15 protein-coding genes are annotated in these 16248 nt (G+C 44.5%); 9 read left to right on the top strand and 6 right to left on the bottom strand.

The features are described from left to right. Nucleotides 1-311 precede the first annotated feature (311 nt). Genes ACX5KA_RS01665 through ACX5KA_RS01675 form a run of 3 tightly spaced genes read left to right on the top strand, consistent with a single transcriptional unit; the run spans nt 312 to nt 3573 of the window. Nucleotides 312-599 carry an OadG family protein gene (locus tag ACX5KA_RS01665; protein WP_458730287.1) on the top strand — a complete coding sequence of 96 codons (288 nt, stop codon included), beginning with the start codon at nt 312-314 and terminating at the stop codon, nt 597-599. A gap of 19 nt (nt 600-618) precedes the next feature. After that, nucleotides 619-2439 carry a sodium-extruding oxaloacetate decarboxylase subunit alpha gene (oadA, locus tag ACX5KA_RS01670; RefSeq protein WP_458730288.1) on the top strand — a complete coding sequence of 607 codons (1821 nt, stop codon included), beginning with the start codon at nt 619-621 and terminating at the stop codon, nt 2437-2439. 3 nt (nt 2440-2442) lie between these two features. Next, nucleotides 2443-3573: a sodium ion-translocating decarboxylase subunit beta gene (locus ACX5KA_RS01675; protein ID WP_014948675.1), complete on the top strand. Its 1131-nt coding sequence runs from the start codon at nt 2443-2445 to the stop codon at nt 3571-3573. Between the two features lie 176 nt (nt 3574-3749). On the opposite strand, the gene ACX5KA_RS01680 is transcribed toward ACX5KA_RS01675, so the two are convergent. The 6 genes from ACX5KA_RS01680 to pspF are packed head-to-tail and all read right to left on the bottom strand — an operon-like array spanning nt 3750 to nt 10286. After that, a complete protein-coding gene (locus tag ACX5KA_RS01680; protein WP_039222998.1) occupies nt 3750-4553 on the bottom strand; it encodes an ATP-binding cassette domain-containing protein in 804 nt (267 codons plus the stop codon). Beyond that, nucleotides 4553-5548 (bottom strand): peptide ABC transporter ATP-binding protein, encoded by a 996-nt coding sequence (locus ACX5KA_RS01685; RefSeq protein WP_039222995.1) that lies wholly within the window; start codon nt 5546-5548, stop codon nt 4553-4555. Before ACX5KA_RS01685 ends, ACX5KA_RS01680 begins: the two co-directional genes overlap by 1 nt. 1 nt (nt 5549) lies before the next feature. Next, nucleotides 5550-6443: an ABC transporter permease subunit gene (locus ACX5KA_RS01690; RefSeq protein WP_039222993.1), complete on the bottom strand. Its 894-nt coding sequence runs from the start codon at nt 6441-6443 to the stop codon at nt 5550-5552. Beyond that, nucleotides 6430-7461 carry an ABC transporter permease gene (locus tag ACX5KA_RS01695; RefSeq protein ID WP_039222991.1) on the bottom strand — a complete coding sequence of 344 codons (1032 nt, stop codon included), beginning with the start codon at nt 7459-7461 and terminating at the stop codon, nt 6430-6432. Before ACX5KA_RS01695 ends, ACX5KA_RS01690 begins: the two co-directional genes overlap by 14 nt. Then, the gene (locus ACX5KA_RS01700) at nt 7458-9161 is read right to left on the bottom strand and encodes an ABC transporter substrate-binding protein (RefSeq protein WP_039222990.1); all 1704 of its coding nucleotides are present in this window, start codon (nt 9159-9161) and stop codon (nt 7458-7460) included. Before ACX5KA_RS01700 ends, ACX5KA_RS01695 begins: the two co-directional genes overlap by 4 nt. Before the next feature lie 3 nt (nt 9162-9164). Beyond that, nucleotides 9165-10286: a phage shock protein operon transcriptional activator gene (gene pspF, locus ACX5KA_RS01705; protein WP_039222987.1), complete on the bottom strand. Its 1122-nt coding sequence runs from the start codon at nt 10284-10286 to the stop codon at nt 9165-9167. Nucleotides 10287-10506: 220 nt separating this feature from the next. Between pspF and pspA the strand changes: the two genes are divergently transcribed. The 6 genes from pspA (at nt 10507) to ACX5KA_RS01735 (ending at nt 16098) form a co-directional block, all read left to right on the top strand. Next, nucleotides 10507-11190 carry a phage shock protein PspA gene (gene pspA, locus ACX5KA_RS01710; RefSeq protein WP_039222986.1) on the top strand — a complete coding sequence of 228 codons (684 nt, stop codon included), beginning with the start codon at nt 10507-10509 and terminating at the stop codon, nt 11188-11190. Between the two features lie 75 nt (nt 11191-11265). Continuing rightward, nucleotides 11266-11505: an envelope stress response membrane protein PspB gene (pspB, locus tag ACX5KA_RS01715; RefSeq protein ID WP_039222985.1), complete on the top strand. Its 240-nt coding sequence runs from the start codon at nt 11266-11268 to the stop codon at nt 11503-11505. Continuing rightward, nucleotides 11502-11948, top strand: a complete 447-nt coding sequence (gene pspC / locus ACX5KA_RS01720; RefSeq protein ID WP_039222982.1) for an envelope stress response membrane protein PspC — start codon at nt 11502-11504, stop codon at nt 11946-11948. Before pspB ends, pspC begins: the two co-directional genes overlap by 4 nt. A gap of 202 nt (nt 11949-12150) precedes the next feature. Beyond that, nucleotides 12151-12951 carry a phenylalanine 4-monooxygenase gene (gene phhA / locus ACX5KA_RS01725; protein WP_014948685.1) on the top strand — a complete coding sequence of 267 codons (801 nt, stop codon included), beginning with the start codon at nt 12151-12153 and terminating at the stop codon, nt 12949-12951. 215 nt (nt 12952-13166) lie between these two features. Then, complete coding sequence (gene tyrR / locus ACX5KA_RS01730; protein WP_039222980.1) at nt 13167-14723, top strand: transcriptional regulator TyrR; 1557 nt, start codon at nt 13167-13169, stop codon at nt 14721-14723. A 364-nt stretch (nt 14724-15087) separates the two neighbouring features. Further along, nucleotides 15088-16098 (top strand): fumarylacetoacetate hydrolase family protein, encoded by a 1011-nt coding sequence (locus tag ACX5KA_RS01735; protein ID WP_039222978.1) that lies wholly within the window; start codon nt 15088-15090, stop codon nt 16096-16098. Nucleotides 16099-16248 lie beyond the last annotated feature (150 nt).

The raw sequence follows: 16248 nt of genomic DNA on the forward strand, positions 1-16248 counted from the left end.
TATCTATGTGGATTGGTATTGTTGGCGATGCACGCCAAAGACTTCGCTAAACAGTTAGACAGTGACTTTACTGAGAATATAGGTTTTCATTAAATCGTCTGCATAAATGAACATTACAGTGTGCAGTGAAAATAGAAACTCAAACACAAGTGTTAACGGCGTGCTTTGTTGCAAATTTATTAAAAAATAATGCATTAAGTTTCATTTTTGGTGGGTTTTATTCAATTTTTAGTGGTTTTTTATGCTGCTTTGTTGTGTTTTGAAAAACCACGTGATACTTATTCAGGTACAAAATAACAACAGGTTTGAATATGAATTCGGGATCCGTCGCTAGTCTGCTCTTCGAAGCAGGCTCTCTAATGCTAATAGGAATGGTGTTTGTTTTTTCATTCTTAGGGCTGCTCATTGTGGGTATTCATCTCATTGCACGGTTTTGTGAAGCCTGTCCCGGTGAAACAGCAGAGCCTTCCGCTAATTTAAAAGGGCCTTCAGCTAATTTAGGCCGAAACAATCAAGCGGTACAACCAGGAATAGATGGAAGCGTTGTCGCCGCTATTTCTGCCGCCATTCATACCCATCGTCAAAATTCAAAAAAATAAAGCCTAATCAGGAGTTACCATGTCTAAGCCTCTGGCCCTTACCGAGCTGGTCCTGCGAGATGCACACCAGTCGCTTCTTGCTACGCGTATGCGTATTGAAGATATGCTTCCCATAGCAGAAAAACTAGATAAAGCTGGCTTTTGGTCAGTTGAATCTTGGGGTGGTGCTACATTTGATGCCTGTATTCGTTATTTAGGGGAAGACCCTTGGGAGCGCATCAGAAAGCTAAAAGCAGCCATGCCTAACACGAAACAGCAAATGCTGTTGCGTGGCCAAAACCTATTGGGTTACCGCCATTATGCTGACGATGTTGTCACTCGCTTTGTAGAGCGTGCTCACGAAAGTGGCGTAGATGTATTTAGAATTTTTGATGCCATGAATGACATTAGAAATTTGAAAACCGCAATAAAAGCGACCATAGACAGTGGCGCTCACGCGCAAGGGACAATTTCTTATACGGTAAGCCCTGTGCACAATCTTAAGCTTTGGCTCGAAATGGCGAAACAGCTAGAAGACCTAGGGGTTCATTCTATCTGCGTAAAAGATATGGCTGGGCTTTTAAAACCGTACGAGTGCGAGGCATTGATTACCGGATTAAAAGAAACGGTTGATGTACCTATTGCCATGCAGTGCCATGCCACAACAGGGTTGAGTACAGCGACGTATCAAAAAGCTATCGATGCCGGTATTGATATGCTGGACACGGCTATTTCTTCAATGAGCATGACTTATGGTCATAGCGCAACTGAGACCATGGTTTCTATCGTAGAAGGTACTGAGCGCGATACGGGCATTTCATTGCCTGAGCTTGAAGACATTGCCAGTTACTTCAGAGAGGTAAGAAAGAAATACAGCAAGTTCGAAGGCAGCCTCAAAGGGGTAGATGCACGTATTCTTTTGGCTCAAGTACCGGGCGGAATGCTAACCAACATGGAAAGCCAGCTTAAAGAGCAGGGCGCTGAAGATAAATTCGAAGAAGTGTTGAAAGAAATTCCACGGGTGAGGGAAGATCTTGGGTTTATTCCTCTGGTTACGCCAACCTCACAAATTGTAGGCACGCAGTCAGTGCTTAACGTACTCACCGGCGAGCGTTACAAAAGCATAACAAAAGAAACCGCAGGCGTCCTCAAAGGTGAATATGGCGCTACCGCAGCACCAGTAAATAAGGAATTGCAGGCGCGTGTACTTGATGGCGCAGAGCCCGTGACATGCCGCCCTGCTGACAATATTGCCCCAGAGCTGGATACACTGAGTAAAGAGCTTGATGAACTGGCCGAGAAAAAGCAATTATCGCTGTCAGACGATAAAATTGATGATGTTCTGACTTATGCCTTATTCCCGCAAATAGGCCTAAAGTTTATCGAAAACCGCGGCAACCCTGATGCGTTTGAACCTGCACCTAGCGCGCAAGAGTCGCAAAGCTCGAGTGCGCCTAAATCTGCTGAAGCCAAGTTAAAATCACAAGGGGCTACCGCGAGTGAAACTTACGACGTAAACGTAGATGGAAAAGTGTATCGCGTAGAAGTGGCACCTTCAGGTACGCTGACGAGCGTTACACCTGCTAGTGGCTCTCAGACGCAAGCACTGCCTCAAACCAATAGCGCTGAGGCATCAGCCTCTACCGCTTCACAGTCTATTGATGCACCGCTTGCAGGTAACGTCTTCAAAATCTTGGTGAGAAACGGCGACAGCGTGTCAGAAGGCGATGTGGTGATGATCCTTGAAGCCATGAAAATGGAGACAGAGATCCGCTGTGCATACACCGGTACGGTCACCGACATTACTGTTAGTGAAGGCGATGCCGTAACCAGTGGTCAACCGTTAATCTTATTGGGGTAGTACATGGATAAGTTAATGGTACTTTGGGATAGTACCGCGCTTGCGCACTTTGAAGCCGGCCAGCTTATAATGATGGCGGTGGGTTTCGGTTTGTTGTACTTGGCCATTGTTAAAAAGTTTGAGCCATTGCTCTTATTACCCATTGGTTTTGGTGCATTGCTTACTAATATCCCTATTGCTGGTTTTTCAGAAGCGGGGGGCTTGCTGCACTACATATACAAAATCGGCATAGATACAGGGGTATTTCCTCTGCTCATCTTTATGGGCGTAGGCGCAATGACTGATTTCAGTGCGCTTATTGCTAACCCTAAAATGTTGTTACTTGGCGCAGCTGCGCAGTTCGGTATTTTTGCTACCTTGTTTGGCGCGATAGCGTTAAACCTTATACCTGGCTTTGAGTTTACGTTAAAAGACGCGAGTGCCATTGCTATCATAGGTGGCGCGGATGGGCCTACTGCCATTTTCCTCGCCTCACGGCTTGCGCCTGATTTGCTTGGTGCGATTGCCGTCGCTGCATACTCTTATATGGCGTTGGTACCTATTATCCAGCCACCTATCATGAAAGCGCTGACCACAAAAGAAGAGCGCGAGATAAAAATGGGTCAACTACGACCTGTGTCAAAGCGAGAGAAGATTATTTTCCCGCTTGCTGTGCTATTTATGACTATCTTGTTTTTACCGGCCGCAACGCCGCTTGTCGGCATGTTCTGCTTCGGTAACTTAATGAAAGAGTGTGGAGTGGTAGACAGATTGAGCAAAACAGCCCAAAACGAGCTCATCAATACGGTCACCATTTTCCTTGGTTTAGCAGTAGGATCAAAGTTATCAGCTGAAGCATTCCTTACGGTCGAGACTTTAGGTATTTTGGGGCTTGGGGCTATCGCGTTTGGTATAGGCACTGCCGCAGGCGTACTTATGGCCAAGCTAATGAGCAAGCTGTCGGGTGGCAGTATAAACCCGCTAATAGGCGCGGCTGGCGTGTCTGCTGTGCCAATGGCTGCTAGAGTAGTGAACAAGGTTGGGTTAGAAGCAAACCCACATAACTTTCTACTAATGCATGCAATGGGGCCTAACGTGGCAGGCGTACTAGGTAGTGCGGTTGCCGCAGGTATTCTGTTGGCACTTGTTGGGTAGGTCCTACTTCCGCATTTAGAAAAAGGGGCATCTAACTGCCCCTTTTTTACGTTTTTAGCACTATTTCAGCAGAGAATGTCGACTAGAGTGAAGGTAATTAGCGCATTCAGTTTCATAGGCTAAATCAGCGTGAAAGAAAGAAGTGTGCGTGTCTAATGAGATTGGAAGTTAGCGTTTTATCTTATCGTATTTTGCGGCACTAGCGATTGGTATGCGGTTACTAGCTTCTTAGTACGAGTATGCTGTGGCCACCTAAAGATAGTCTCGGTCTTCCCTTCCTCTACAATTTCGCCGCCTTCCATTACGATAATTCTATCTGCAATGTGGCGCACAATCCCTAAATTGTGGCTAATAAAAATAAAGGCTAAGCCCAACTCTTGTTGCAGCTGCAAAATAAGGTTTACGGTTTGCGAACGGATGGTGGGGTCTAGTGCTGCAAAAGGTTCATCAGCCACTAACACTTTAGGTTTTAAAACAATGGCCCTGGCAAGCGCTACGCGCTGCTGTTGTCCATCAGAAAGCATATGACGGTAAAAGTAATAGTGTTCGCGTAAAAGCCCTACCTTAACCAACATATCTTCAATAATTGGTTTGCGTTCGGCTTCACTTAGCCCTGTATTTAAACGCAAAGGTTCGTCAAGAATTTTGCCAACGGGTACAGCCGGGTTCATCGACTCAGCACTGTGCTGCAGAATCATCCGAATGTCGTGAGTGCGTTTTCGCTGCCCATCTTTTGACTGGTACTTTGCTAAATATTTGTGGGTGTTTATTTCGATTTCACCAGCATCGGCAGGCAGTGCACCTACTAGTAATTTTGCAAGTAATGATTTACCTGAACGGTTTTCACCAATAATAGCGATAGTTTCCCCTCGCTTAACGCTCAAATTAACCGGGCCAAGCTGGAATACTTCAGGCCGCTTTGACCATCGTTTCTTTTCGTTGTGTATAAACGTGAGATCTTTTACCTGCAAAATATCCATTACAATTTCTCCATATGAAGCGGATAATGGCAGCTATAGTTATGGTCATGAATTTTACGTACTGCTGGAGTTTGAACACAGGCTCGTTGCGCGCGCGGGCAGCGCGGACCCAATCGGCATCCAATAGGTAAATGTTGAAGCGTTGGTATAGAGCCGCTTAAGGTTGGTAATGATGACTTCGGCGGCAAATCTTTTCTGAAACTCGGTGCACTATCTAGCAATGCTTTGGTATACGGATGAAGCGGGCGCTTCTTAATGTGCTTCATTTTTCCAGATTCGACGGTTTGTCCAGCGTATAGCACCGTCATAGAATGAGACATACTTGCGATTGCCAGCAAATCATGGCTGACAAACAAAATAGATAGGGAACGGGTTTGATTCAGGCGCGTAAATAGCTTCAATATCTGTGTTTTTGTCGTTGGCTCCATGCCTCGAGTTGGGTCATCTGCGATTAGCAATTTTGGTTGAGATACCAACGCCATCGCGATCATAAATTTTTGACCAATATCAGCAGGGATTTGATGAGGAAATGCGCTCAAGTAATGCTTGTGGTGCTTTATTCCCACCTTATGTACGGTACTTATGGCTATCTTCTTTCTGTGCTGAGCTCGTTGCCAAAACCATCTACCTTCAACGAATTCATCAGGAATACTTTCTTCGAGTTGCTCGCCTAACGTCGCTGATGGGTCCAAACTAGCCTGGGGGTTTTGAAAAACTACCGCGATTTCACGACGCATTACTTCGCGGCGTTGCTGCACCGACATGCCTAAAAGGTTTTCACCATTCCAGCTCATGCGGTCGGCAGTTAAATTCCACTGATTGGGCAGCGCTCCACATATTGCAGATACAATCAAGCTTTTACCAGAACCTGATTCACCAACCAGAGCGCGGATCTCTCCCGAGCTTACCGACAAATTTACCTTATCCAAGGCCTTTATTGTGCCTTCACCATTCTGCATTTCTAAGGTGAGATTTTTAATATCAAGCATTGGCATATCAGTAACTCACCCTTTTTCGAAGCGAAGAACGTAGGCCATCACCCACTATGTTAATGGACAGCACTATAAAAAATATCGTCATGCCAGGGACCGCTACGTTCCAAGGTGCCAAGTAAGTTACATCCAGCCCATCGGCTAGAATAACGCCTAGCTCAGGTAACGGTGATTGGGCACCTAAATTTAAAAAGCCCAGTGCTGAAATATCAATCACCGCGATAGAAAGCGCAAGGGTCCCCTGCACAACCAGCATCTCCGTCATGTTGGGTAAAATAGAGTGAATGAAAAGCTGCCATTTACTAGCCCCATCTAATGTCGATGCCACGATGTAGTCTTTCTTCATCTCAGCGCGCACAAAGCTTCGCGTGTGATGCACAAACTGAGGAATTAAAGCCAGCGTGATTGCCCACATACTGTTGACCAAGCCTGTACCCAATATAGCAACGATAATAATGGCTATGAGAAGGGTAGGTATAGCCATGAGTGCATCGAGTAAATGGTTCACCACACTGGATCGCACTCCTCTTAGCATGCCAGCGAGCGTACCTAGACTCACGCCCATTAACATAGCAAGCACAACAGTGATAAATGCTGAACCTAACGTAGTTCTGCAGCCATAGATAATACGAGTGAACAAGTCTCGTCCCAACGCGTCTGTTCCAAAAAGATGAGAAATGGAGCCATTAGCTAGCCAGCTTGGCGGTATTAATAACCCATCAATATTTTGCTCTATTGCACCATAGGGGGTGATGACAGGAGCGAACAATGCACATACAACAAACAGCGCCAGCATGATTAAGCCGAGCATAGAAATGTGGCTCGCTTTAAACGACGCCCAGGTTCTTTGCCACGGCGATGGATGAAACTCTTCTTCGTACAAACTAAACTGTGGCACGTTCGTATTTCTCTCTACTTGGATCAATCAAACGGTTAAATAAATCAACGAGAATTGTTAGGGTAACCACCACCGTAGATACCGCCATCATGCCGATACGAAGAGCAGGGTAATCTCGTTGATAAATGGCTTGAATCAACCAGTTGCCAATACCGGGCCATGAAAATAGGGTTTCAACAATCATAGCATTCGTTATAAGCGTAGTAATTTGAATGGCCATTAACGGTAAAATAGGAAGCAGCGCATTACGAAGAATATGACGGAAGAATATTTGCCAGCTAGAAAGCCCGCGCGACACAGCAGCAGCAATGTATGGACGATGCTTTACATCTATAACAGAGCGCCTGGTTATGCGAATCATTGAGGCCGTAGTAACGGCACCGATAGCAAACGTGGGCAGCGCTAGGTGAGACAACGCATCTTTTAAAGCCAAGGATTTGTTTTCGATATCTGACAGTAACACGTCAAACAAAATAAAGCCGGTAACCGGTTCTATGTCGTAGATTAAGCTTATTCGACCAGATAGTGGTGCCACATCTAACTGCAAACTAAATATAAGAATAAGCAGCAATGCAAACCAGAAAACGGGAAAAGAATAGGTGGTAATACTCGTGCTATTGATTAAATGATCAGACGTTGAATAACAGCGAATACCGGCATAATACCCTAAAGGTATTCCAACAAATAAAGCCATTAACATCGCATATGTTGCTAATTCTATGGTGGCGGGCATGGCAATGCCCACTTCTTCTCGAAGCGGCAGACCAGAGGTAAAGCTGTATCCCCAGTCTCCCGTCAGTAGATTACCCACGTAGTAGAAAAATTGAAAAGCATAGGACTGGTCTAGCTTAAATTGTTTTTCAAGTGCCGCGCGCTGAATTTCGTTTTGAGGCACAAGTCCGGTCAAGTTTTCGAGAGTGTCGCCTGGAAAGAGGTATGCGAGTGAAAACGAAATAATTGTTAACACTAAAAGCGTTAATATAAATAAAGTACAATATCTTACGAGAATCTGGATCACAGTGTTTTTTCTACCCCACCAAAACGTACACCACCGAAGGGATTTATTGTCATGCCTTGTAATTCATTTCTATATGCTTGATAGCGATAGGCATGGGCAATGGGCACCAAGGGAAGACGCTCGTATAATAGACGATTCACTTGCTTATAAATAGTGGTACGCTCTTCAATATCATCGGTTTGAAGGGCTTCATTGAGCAGCTTATCATAGTCATCGTTACACCACATCGCGCGGTTTGTGCCCGATGGTATGGCGCCGCAGCTCAAAAGGGGGCGATAAAAATTATCAGGGTCACCGTTATCCGCAGACCAGCCAATTAATACTGAGTCGTGCAGGCCTTCCTGAAGATGGCGCCTGAATGTAGTCCAATCGTAGCTTACAATGGTGGCCTCCACCCCAACGTCGCGAAGATAGCGCTGAATAAGCTCTGCCATTTTATTCGCGTTTGGGTTGTAAGCGCGTTCTACAGGCATAGCCCATATCGTCATTGAAAACCCAGGCGCTACACCTGCATCAGCCAGTAATTTGCGCGCCAATACCGGATTATAGGCCGTGTCATCAGCATCATTTTGAAACGCCCAACTTGCCGCAGGCAGCAATGTTTTCGCTCGCGTAGCGCTATCGAAATACACAGCTTCTAATAGGGTGTTTTTATCAATAGCGGCAGCGAGTGCCCGCCTTACATCAGGGTTATCAAATGGTGGGCGCTGGGTGTTAAAGGCCCAAAAGCCAATGTTAAGGCCCGGTTTTTCGGCTAGTGTCAGGTCACTTTCGGTGCGAATCACCTCAAGCTCAGTTTGTGCAGGAAACGCTGTTGCGTCACATTCCCCAGTCATTAGCTTTGCCAATCTAAGTGAGCTTCGTGGCGTTATATCAAAAATGAGTTGCTCGACCACGGGCGTTTCCGGCTTCTGTTCTTCGCTCAACCCATGAGGCTCTGATGTCACGCCACTGTCGCCGTTGGGGTGTTCTTCCATTGCTTGTATACGCCAATAGTTGTCATGGCGTTGATACTTAATAAAGTGATCTTTGCGATAGCTGTAAAATTTAAATGGCCCGGTGCCAATTGGAAGTTCGTCAATTTGGCTCGGTGTACCGGCCTTTGCAAGCGTGTCGGCATATTCTTCTGACAAAATAACAGCGAAGTCTGTAGCTAAATTTGATAAGAATGAGCTATCGCGGCGTTTAAGCGTGATTTCAACGCGATAGCCGTTGACACGCTCTACCGATTCAATATTTTGAGCAAGACCAATACTTTCAAAATACGGGTAACGCCCGCCTGACACATAATGATAAGGATGCGAACGCAAACGCCACCGGTTTATACTAAAAATTACGTCGTCGGCGTTGAAATTCCGTGTAGGTTCGAAATAGCCTGTTTTGTGAAACCAAACGTCTTTGCGAAGCTGAAAAGCATAGGTAAGTCCATCATCGCTAACTAACCAACTACTCGCTAGGCTTGGCACAATACGACCCGAATTCGGATCGAAATCGAGTAGTCTGTCGTATAGTTGGTGCGAGGTTGCATCCGATGTTGTACTTGACGTATCGAGCTGGGGGTTAAAAGTAACTGGATTGCTTTCAGAGCAGTAAATGATGCCTGTATTGTAAAACGCTTGCTTATTCTGTTTAGCGCAAGATGCAACTAAAAGCGCCGTACATAAACACAATGACAAACGCGTTACCAAACCATGGGACATGCTTTACGCCTCAACGTTTTCAGCGGAAGAATCTAATAAGTTATATTTTTTGAGATAGCCTCGTAGCTGATGATAAGTTAGGCTCAATTTTTCTGCGGTTTTCTTTTGATTAAACTGACTATCAGCAAGTGCCTGTTTTATCATATCTATCTCATGTTGTTGAGAGCGTTCTTTCAAATCTATGGGATATTCAACAATTTCTTGCTTTGGAGCTGGGGCAAGCGGAGTAACGTCGACATTTTCTGTCCGCTCGCTAACAAATGGGATGTCTGTCTGTACTTTTTTGTTAACCGAGTCTGATGTGCTCACTCTATCGTTTGTTTTTACTCTGCTCTTTGGACGATAGACAGACTCGAATGGATCAAGCACTATTTCATGTACTGGAAGATGAGGGTTGTTAGTTCTATAAACTGCTCGTTCGACCACGTTTTTGAGCTCCCGTATGTTACCAGGCCAATCATAGTCAAGTAGCGTGCGTTTGGCTTTCTCGGTAAATCCGCTAAATAACTCCATCTCCATTTCGCGGGCCATGTTAATAGCAAAATTTTCGGCTAACATCATGATGTCCTCACGACGTTCGCGAAGAGGAGGGATAGTAATAACGTCAAACGCAAGTCGATCCAAAAGGTCAGCGCGAAACTCACCTGCGTCAGCAAGAGCCGGTAAATCTTCGTTTGTCGCTGCGATAAGGCGAACATCAGTTTTTACTGATTTGCTGCCACCAACGCGCTCAAACTCACCGTATTCAACGACACGAAGCAGCTTCTCCTGAATAAGGCCTGATGTGTTGGCAAGTTCGTCCAAAAACAAGGTACCGTTATGAGCAACTTCAAAACGGCCTTCACGACGTTTTGACGCGCCAGTAAACGCGCCTGCTTCATAGCCGAAAAGCTCACTCTCTAATAAACTTTCGCTTAACGCTGCGCAATTTAGTTTAATGTAGTTTTGATCCCAGCGCTTAGAGAGGAAGTGGAGTCGGGCCGCTATCAGCTCTTTACCTGTGCCTCGCTCGCCTATAACAAGCACTGGCTTGTCTAGCGGTGCAATCTGTGAAATTTGTTCTAAAACTTCTAGAAAACTATTCGCTTGACCAAGCAAATTATCTTGCTGTCGATACCTACTCATTAAATCCCTCAAAATTTAGTCATTTCGACCAATTAATAGTGTAGAACAAAATAAATTGATAAACGAGTATTATTTGGCTGCGTGAAAAATGTATAAAAAATAGTAAGTTAGCATCGACGGAAAGTTGGCAAGTATATTGAATACTATGTTTACCAAGAGTAACCTATTTATCAAGTGTGGTGTTTTTAACACTTACCATTTTTAGCAAGAGGTAATTATTATGGGTATCTTCTCGCGTTTTACAGATATTGTGAATTCGAACATTAATGCGCTTTTAGACAAGGCAGAAGATCCTGAGAAAATGGTTAGATTAATCATTCAGGAAATGGAAGACACATTGGTTGAGGTGCGCTCTGCATCTGCAAAAACCTTAGCCAATAAAAAAGAAATTGTTAATCAAATTGCCAAGTATGAAAGCGATGCAAGCGACTGGGAAGCGAAAGCAGAACTTGCGTTAAGTAAGGACAGGGAAGACTTAGCACGTGCTGCACTGCAAGAAAAGAAAAAGTCTGCAGAAGCTGCCGACGCACTAAGTAAAGAACTGGCCATTGTTGATGAACAAATCAGTAAACTTCAGGATGAAATTGGTCAGCTTCAAGAAAAGCTTGCGGATGCTAAGAGTCGTCAGAAGGCGATTATTATGCGCCAGAAAACGGCTAGCTCACGCCTTGAAGTGAAAAAGACGCTAGATAGCTCTAAAGTTGATAATGCGATGGGACGTTTTGAGCAATACGAGCGTAAGATTGATGACCTTGAATCCCAGGTAGAAGCCTATGATTTAGGTAAAAAGACACTGCAAGACGAGTTTGCCGAGCTAGAAGCTAGCGATAAAGTGGAAGACGAACTTGCGGCGTTGAAAGCGAAAGTTAAAGGTGCGAATCAAAGCGCTGAAAAGTCAGAATAATAAGAATAGGGTGTACCCTCCTGATGTTAATTCGGAGGGAGGGTAGTTACATCAGAGTTTGTAGGAGAGATTGAGATGGATGAAGGTACAATTGCAGTGTTGGTTATGCCCCTTGTGGTGTTCTCAATATTCGTAGCTCCCATTTGGCTAATTTTACACTACCGCAGCAAAAAGCAGGTCAACCAAGGACTGAGTGCAGAAGAGCATGCTTCCTTACAAGACCTAGCCGAGAAAGCTGAGAAGATGAGTGAGCGAATTGAGACATTAGAGGCCATTTTGGATAGCGAGGCGCCTGAGTGGAGGAATAGAGCATGAGAAATGGTAAACAGCTCTATCGAAATCCAGAAAATGCAAGGATCGCAGGCGTCTGTTCAGGGGTAGCCGAGTATTTTGGCCTTGAAACCTGGTTAGTTCGAATTTTAGTAGTAACAGGTTTCTTTTTGTTGGCTGGACCTTTCATCTTTGTTGCTTATATTGCAGCTTGGTTCATTCTTGATAAGAAGCCCATTGGGTTGAAAAATGCACCTGCACAACCTGTTTTTTCAAAAGGGAAGGGCTGGACAAATCCCAACGGTGGTCAGGTAAAAAGTTCAAAAGTCGAAGTGAAGACGAAAGTGTGGCAAGCGGGTGAGCCACCCAAGCAGGCATTTCATGATATTCGTAATCGCTTTGAAAAAGCCGAAGTCCGCCTTCGCAAAATGGAAACATATGTAACGTCTCGCGAATACCAACTCAATAAAGAAATTAGTCGTCTTTAATTGGCGATGGTGCGACAAGCAAACTTGAATGAAGCCGCTCGTGTTGAGCGGCTTTTTGTTATATAAAACAATGCGTTTACTTGGTTTTGTAAAATTCCTGTTACAGCAAAATCGAGTCGCTCGTAAGGGCTTACACTTTTCGACGTCACGAATTTCATTAGACTGATAGGCAAGTTTTTAACTCTTATTGGTTACAGAAGTTATGCCAAAATCAACGCAATACCAGTCGAGACAATCTGATGAAAATGGCATTATCCATTGGTCAGATGAAGAGAATCAGATTTGGTCTGAACTCTACGCGAGACAAATTCCGCTGGTGAAAGAAAGAGCGTGCCAAGAATACTTGGACGGGCTTGATTTGTTGAAGTTAAATGAAAAGGAAATCCCTCAGCTACCCGACATCAACAAAGTACTGATGGAGAAAACGGGTTGGCAAACAGCCGAAGTGCCTGCGTTAATTAATTTTGGTGAATTTTTCAGATTACTGGCGAATAAGCAATTCCCTGTTGCCACCTTCATTCGTACTCGTGAAGAATTTGACTACCTGCAAGAGCCCGACATCTTTCATGAAGTGTTTGGTCATTGTCCGTTATTAACTAATCCAGCATTTGCCCATTTTACCCACACTTACGGCAAGTTAGGTTTAGCTGCTAGCAAAGAAGACCGAGTTTATCTTGCTCGTCTTTATTGGTTCACCGTAGAGTTTGGATTGGTGCGCGCGAAGGATGAACTTAAGATATATGGCGGCGGCATCTTATCTTCACCTGGCGAAACCATATACGCATTGGACAGCGACACCCCATTGCGTAACCCGCTTACTGCAATTGATGCGCTTCGAACACCTTATCGCATTGATATTATGCAGCCTCTTTATTATATCTTACCGGAATTCGACCATCTGTTTGAATTAGCGGAAATGGATATTATGGCACTCGTAGAAGAAGCGAAGTCTTTAGGGCTATTTTCCCCACTTTTCCCACCTAAAGAGAAAAAAGCCAGCTAACACTATTGTTAATTAAATGTGTTTTATATAGGATGCCGCTCACTGAAGCGGCATCTTTTTTATTTGGTATGCGCGGCCTTTTAATCATGCTCTCTGCGCGTTCTTGAATGTGTGATTCATCGCAAATTTAACCATCTGTAACATTTATCTTGTTATCTTTTTGTAAAAGTATGGTATTCTGTACATATATGTTTACAAAATAGCTATAACACCCTATGCGTCTAGAAATAAGCTGTCAGGACCGTCTTGGAATTACTCAAGATGTTTTAGATATTCTCGTTACTAAAGAAATAGACCTACGCGGTATTGAAATTGATCCCGCAGGTAAAATTTTCCTTAATTTTCCCAATATCGAATTTGCAGATTTTCAACATCTTATGCCTCAAATTCGCCGTATTGACGGGATCGATGATGTGAAGACGACCCTTTTCATGCCAGGAGAGCGTGAAAAAAATCAGCTGTCCGCGATCTTAAGAACGCTGCCCGACCCTGTGTTCTCAATAGACGCTAAAGGTAACATCTTATTGTGTAACGAAGCGGTGAGCGCTGGGCTTGAGATGCCGAGCAGTGAAATCGTAGGTACAGATATCAGCGAGGCTGTTAAGGGGTTCAACTTTACAAAGTGGATGGATGGAAAGTCACCAGGTCCACAATCTTCAAAAGTGAAGTTCATTCAACAGGATTATCTTGCCGATATGCTGCCTATAACTGTACCTGATGGTGAGAAAAATATGATCATGGCGGGTGCCGTAGTTATCTTGAAATCAGAAATGCGCCTTGGTCAACAATTTACAGCTTTTCACCAGTCGCCCACCGACAGTTTTGATCGCTTTATTACTCAATCTCCGTTTATGAAACGCGTCGTTCATGAAGCGAAGCGAATCGCTGATTTAGACGCTCCTATTTTAATATTCGGCGAAACGGGAACGGGTAAAGAAATGATTGCCAGAGCATGTCATCAGTCTAGCCGCCGCAGCGAGGGTGCGTTTCTGGCGCTTAATTGTGCTTCATTACCTGATAGTGTGGCAGAAACTGAGTTATTTGGTTATGCGGCGGGCGCATTTAATCAACCAAATGCAAAAGTAGGTCTGCTGGAGCAGGCGAAAGGCGGTACTTTATTACTTGACGAAATAGCGGATATGTCTTCACAGCTTCAGGCCAAATTACTACGCGTTCTTGAAGATGGTGAATTTAGAAGAGTAGGAGATTCTGAGCCCGTTAAGGTAGATGTTCGATTTATTTGCACTACCTGCCGTGATTTAGGACAACTTGTAGAAGAAGGGAGATTCAGAAAAGAACTCTACTACCGCTTAAATGTACTAAGTCTAGTTATGCCATCATTAAAAGACCGAAGACAAGATATCGTGCCTCTTGCCGAGTCGTTTATTGTCCAACACAGCACAAAGCTAGGCCGTCGTCCTGCGAAGCTGAGCAAATCATGCGTTGATTTTCTACAGCAGTATCCATGGCCCGGTAACGTAAGACAGTTGCAAAATGCATTATATCGCGCGTTGTCACTGCTTGATGGCAAGGAAATAACGAAGGAAGATATTCAACTTCCAAGCTGTGCCCCCAGTGTCACCTATATAGATGAGAACTTTGACGGAACATTAGATGAGGAAGTGAAGAAATTTGAGAAGGACCTGCTCAAGCGATTGTACCCTTCCTATCCGAGTACTCGCCAATTAGCCAAAAAGTTAGGTTTGAGCCACACAGCTATTGCTAACAAGCTGAGAGAGTACGGCATCAACAAAGCGACGGTTAAGCTTTAATTCATCCATGTGCTGACCTTTGTTATTTGGCTAGGGTCAGCGCGTTTCGTTATTGTCTCTTATTCATCCAATAGCACAACAACATTACCTGTTACGAAAAATTTACATTGCCTGAATAGCAAGCCTGCTGTGGCATATCTATATGACAGTCGATGTAGTGCGTACATCCTTTCTTACAGCGGAATAAAACTTCGTCGCTCTAACACTTCTCAAGTTATACCGACTAGTGGCATAACTATACCTAGAAACCTAACGCTTATGCATAGAGCTGTAGCGCTGAAGCATCAAATTCGTTGTTCACGCCAATTGATCTAACACTCAAGCTATAAGCGCAGCAAGTAAATTATTCGTCGAGGAAAGAACAATGAAATTAGCGACCTACAAAAATGAAACCCGCGATGGCTGCCTGATGGTAGTGTCGAAGGATCTTTCTCGCGCGTGCAGTGCACAAGACATTGCGAAAACGATGCAGCAAGCATTAGATAACTGGAAAGAGATTGCTCCTCAGCTTCAGATGAAATACCAAGCACTCAATGATAACACGTGCGACAGCGTACCCTTTGACGCGTCTCGCTGCGAGTCACCGTTGCCTAGGGCTTATCAATGGGCTGACGGAAGTGCTTATGTGAACCACGTAGAGCTTGTGAGAAAAGCAAGAAATGCAGAAATGCCGGAAAGCTTTTGGACTGATCCCCTGATGTATCAAGGTGGTTCTGACGATTTTATCGGACCTCTTGATGACATCATATTACCAAGCGATGACTGGGGAATAGATTTTGAAGGCGAAGTAGCGGTTGTCACCGATGACGTTCCGATGGCGTGTTCACCAGAGCAAGCTTCAGAGCGTATCCGTCTTGTTATGCTAGTTAACGATGTCTCGCTTAGAGGGTTGATACCTGGCGAACTAGCGAAAGGGTTCGGCTTCTTTCAATCAAAACCTGCTTCTAGCTTCTCTCCTGTGGCGGTAACACCTGATGAATTAGGCGATGCGTGGAAAGATAGTAAAGTGCATCTGCCTCTGCGTTCAACCTATAACGGTGAATTGTTTGGCAAGCCAGAAGCGGGTCAGGACATGACATTTGATTTTGGTCAATTAGTTGCACATGCAGCGAAGAGCAGAAATCTAGGCGCCGGCGCTATCATTGGCTCAGGCACGGTTTCAAATAAGCAAGGTACTGATCACGGTTCAGCTATTAGTGAAGGCGGAGTGGGTTATTCATGCATTGCTGAGGTTCGAATGATTGAAACGATTCGCGACGGTAAACCTTCCACGCCTTTCATGCAGTTTGGCGATCGCATTCGCATTGAAATGCTTGATAGAGAAGGCAACTCAGTATTTGGTGCAATCGAACAGCAGGTTAAACCATTGAGCTAACTACTTAGCAGGTTGCTTTAAACGGATATAAGCATTTGAGTGGGTAAATAGGTTTACCATTAAGATGCTTTGTTGTTTTCCGCACTATTGTTGATGAAGGAAGTTGACTGCAGATAAACAAGTACGAGCAGGCGCTTCCTTAACACTCGT

The sequence above is a fragment of the Alteromonas alvinellae genome, from assembly GCF_902705805.1.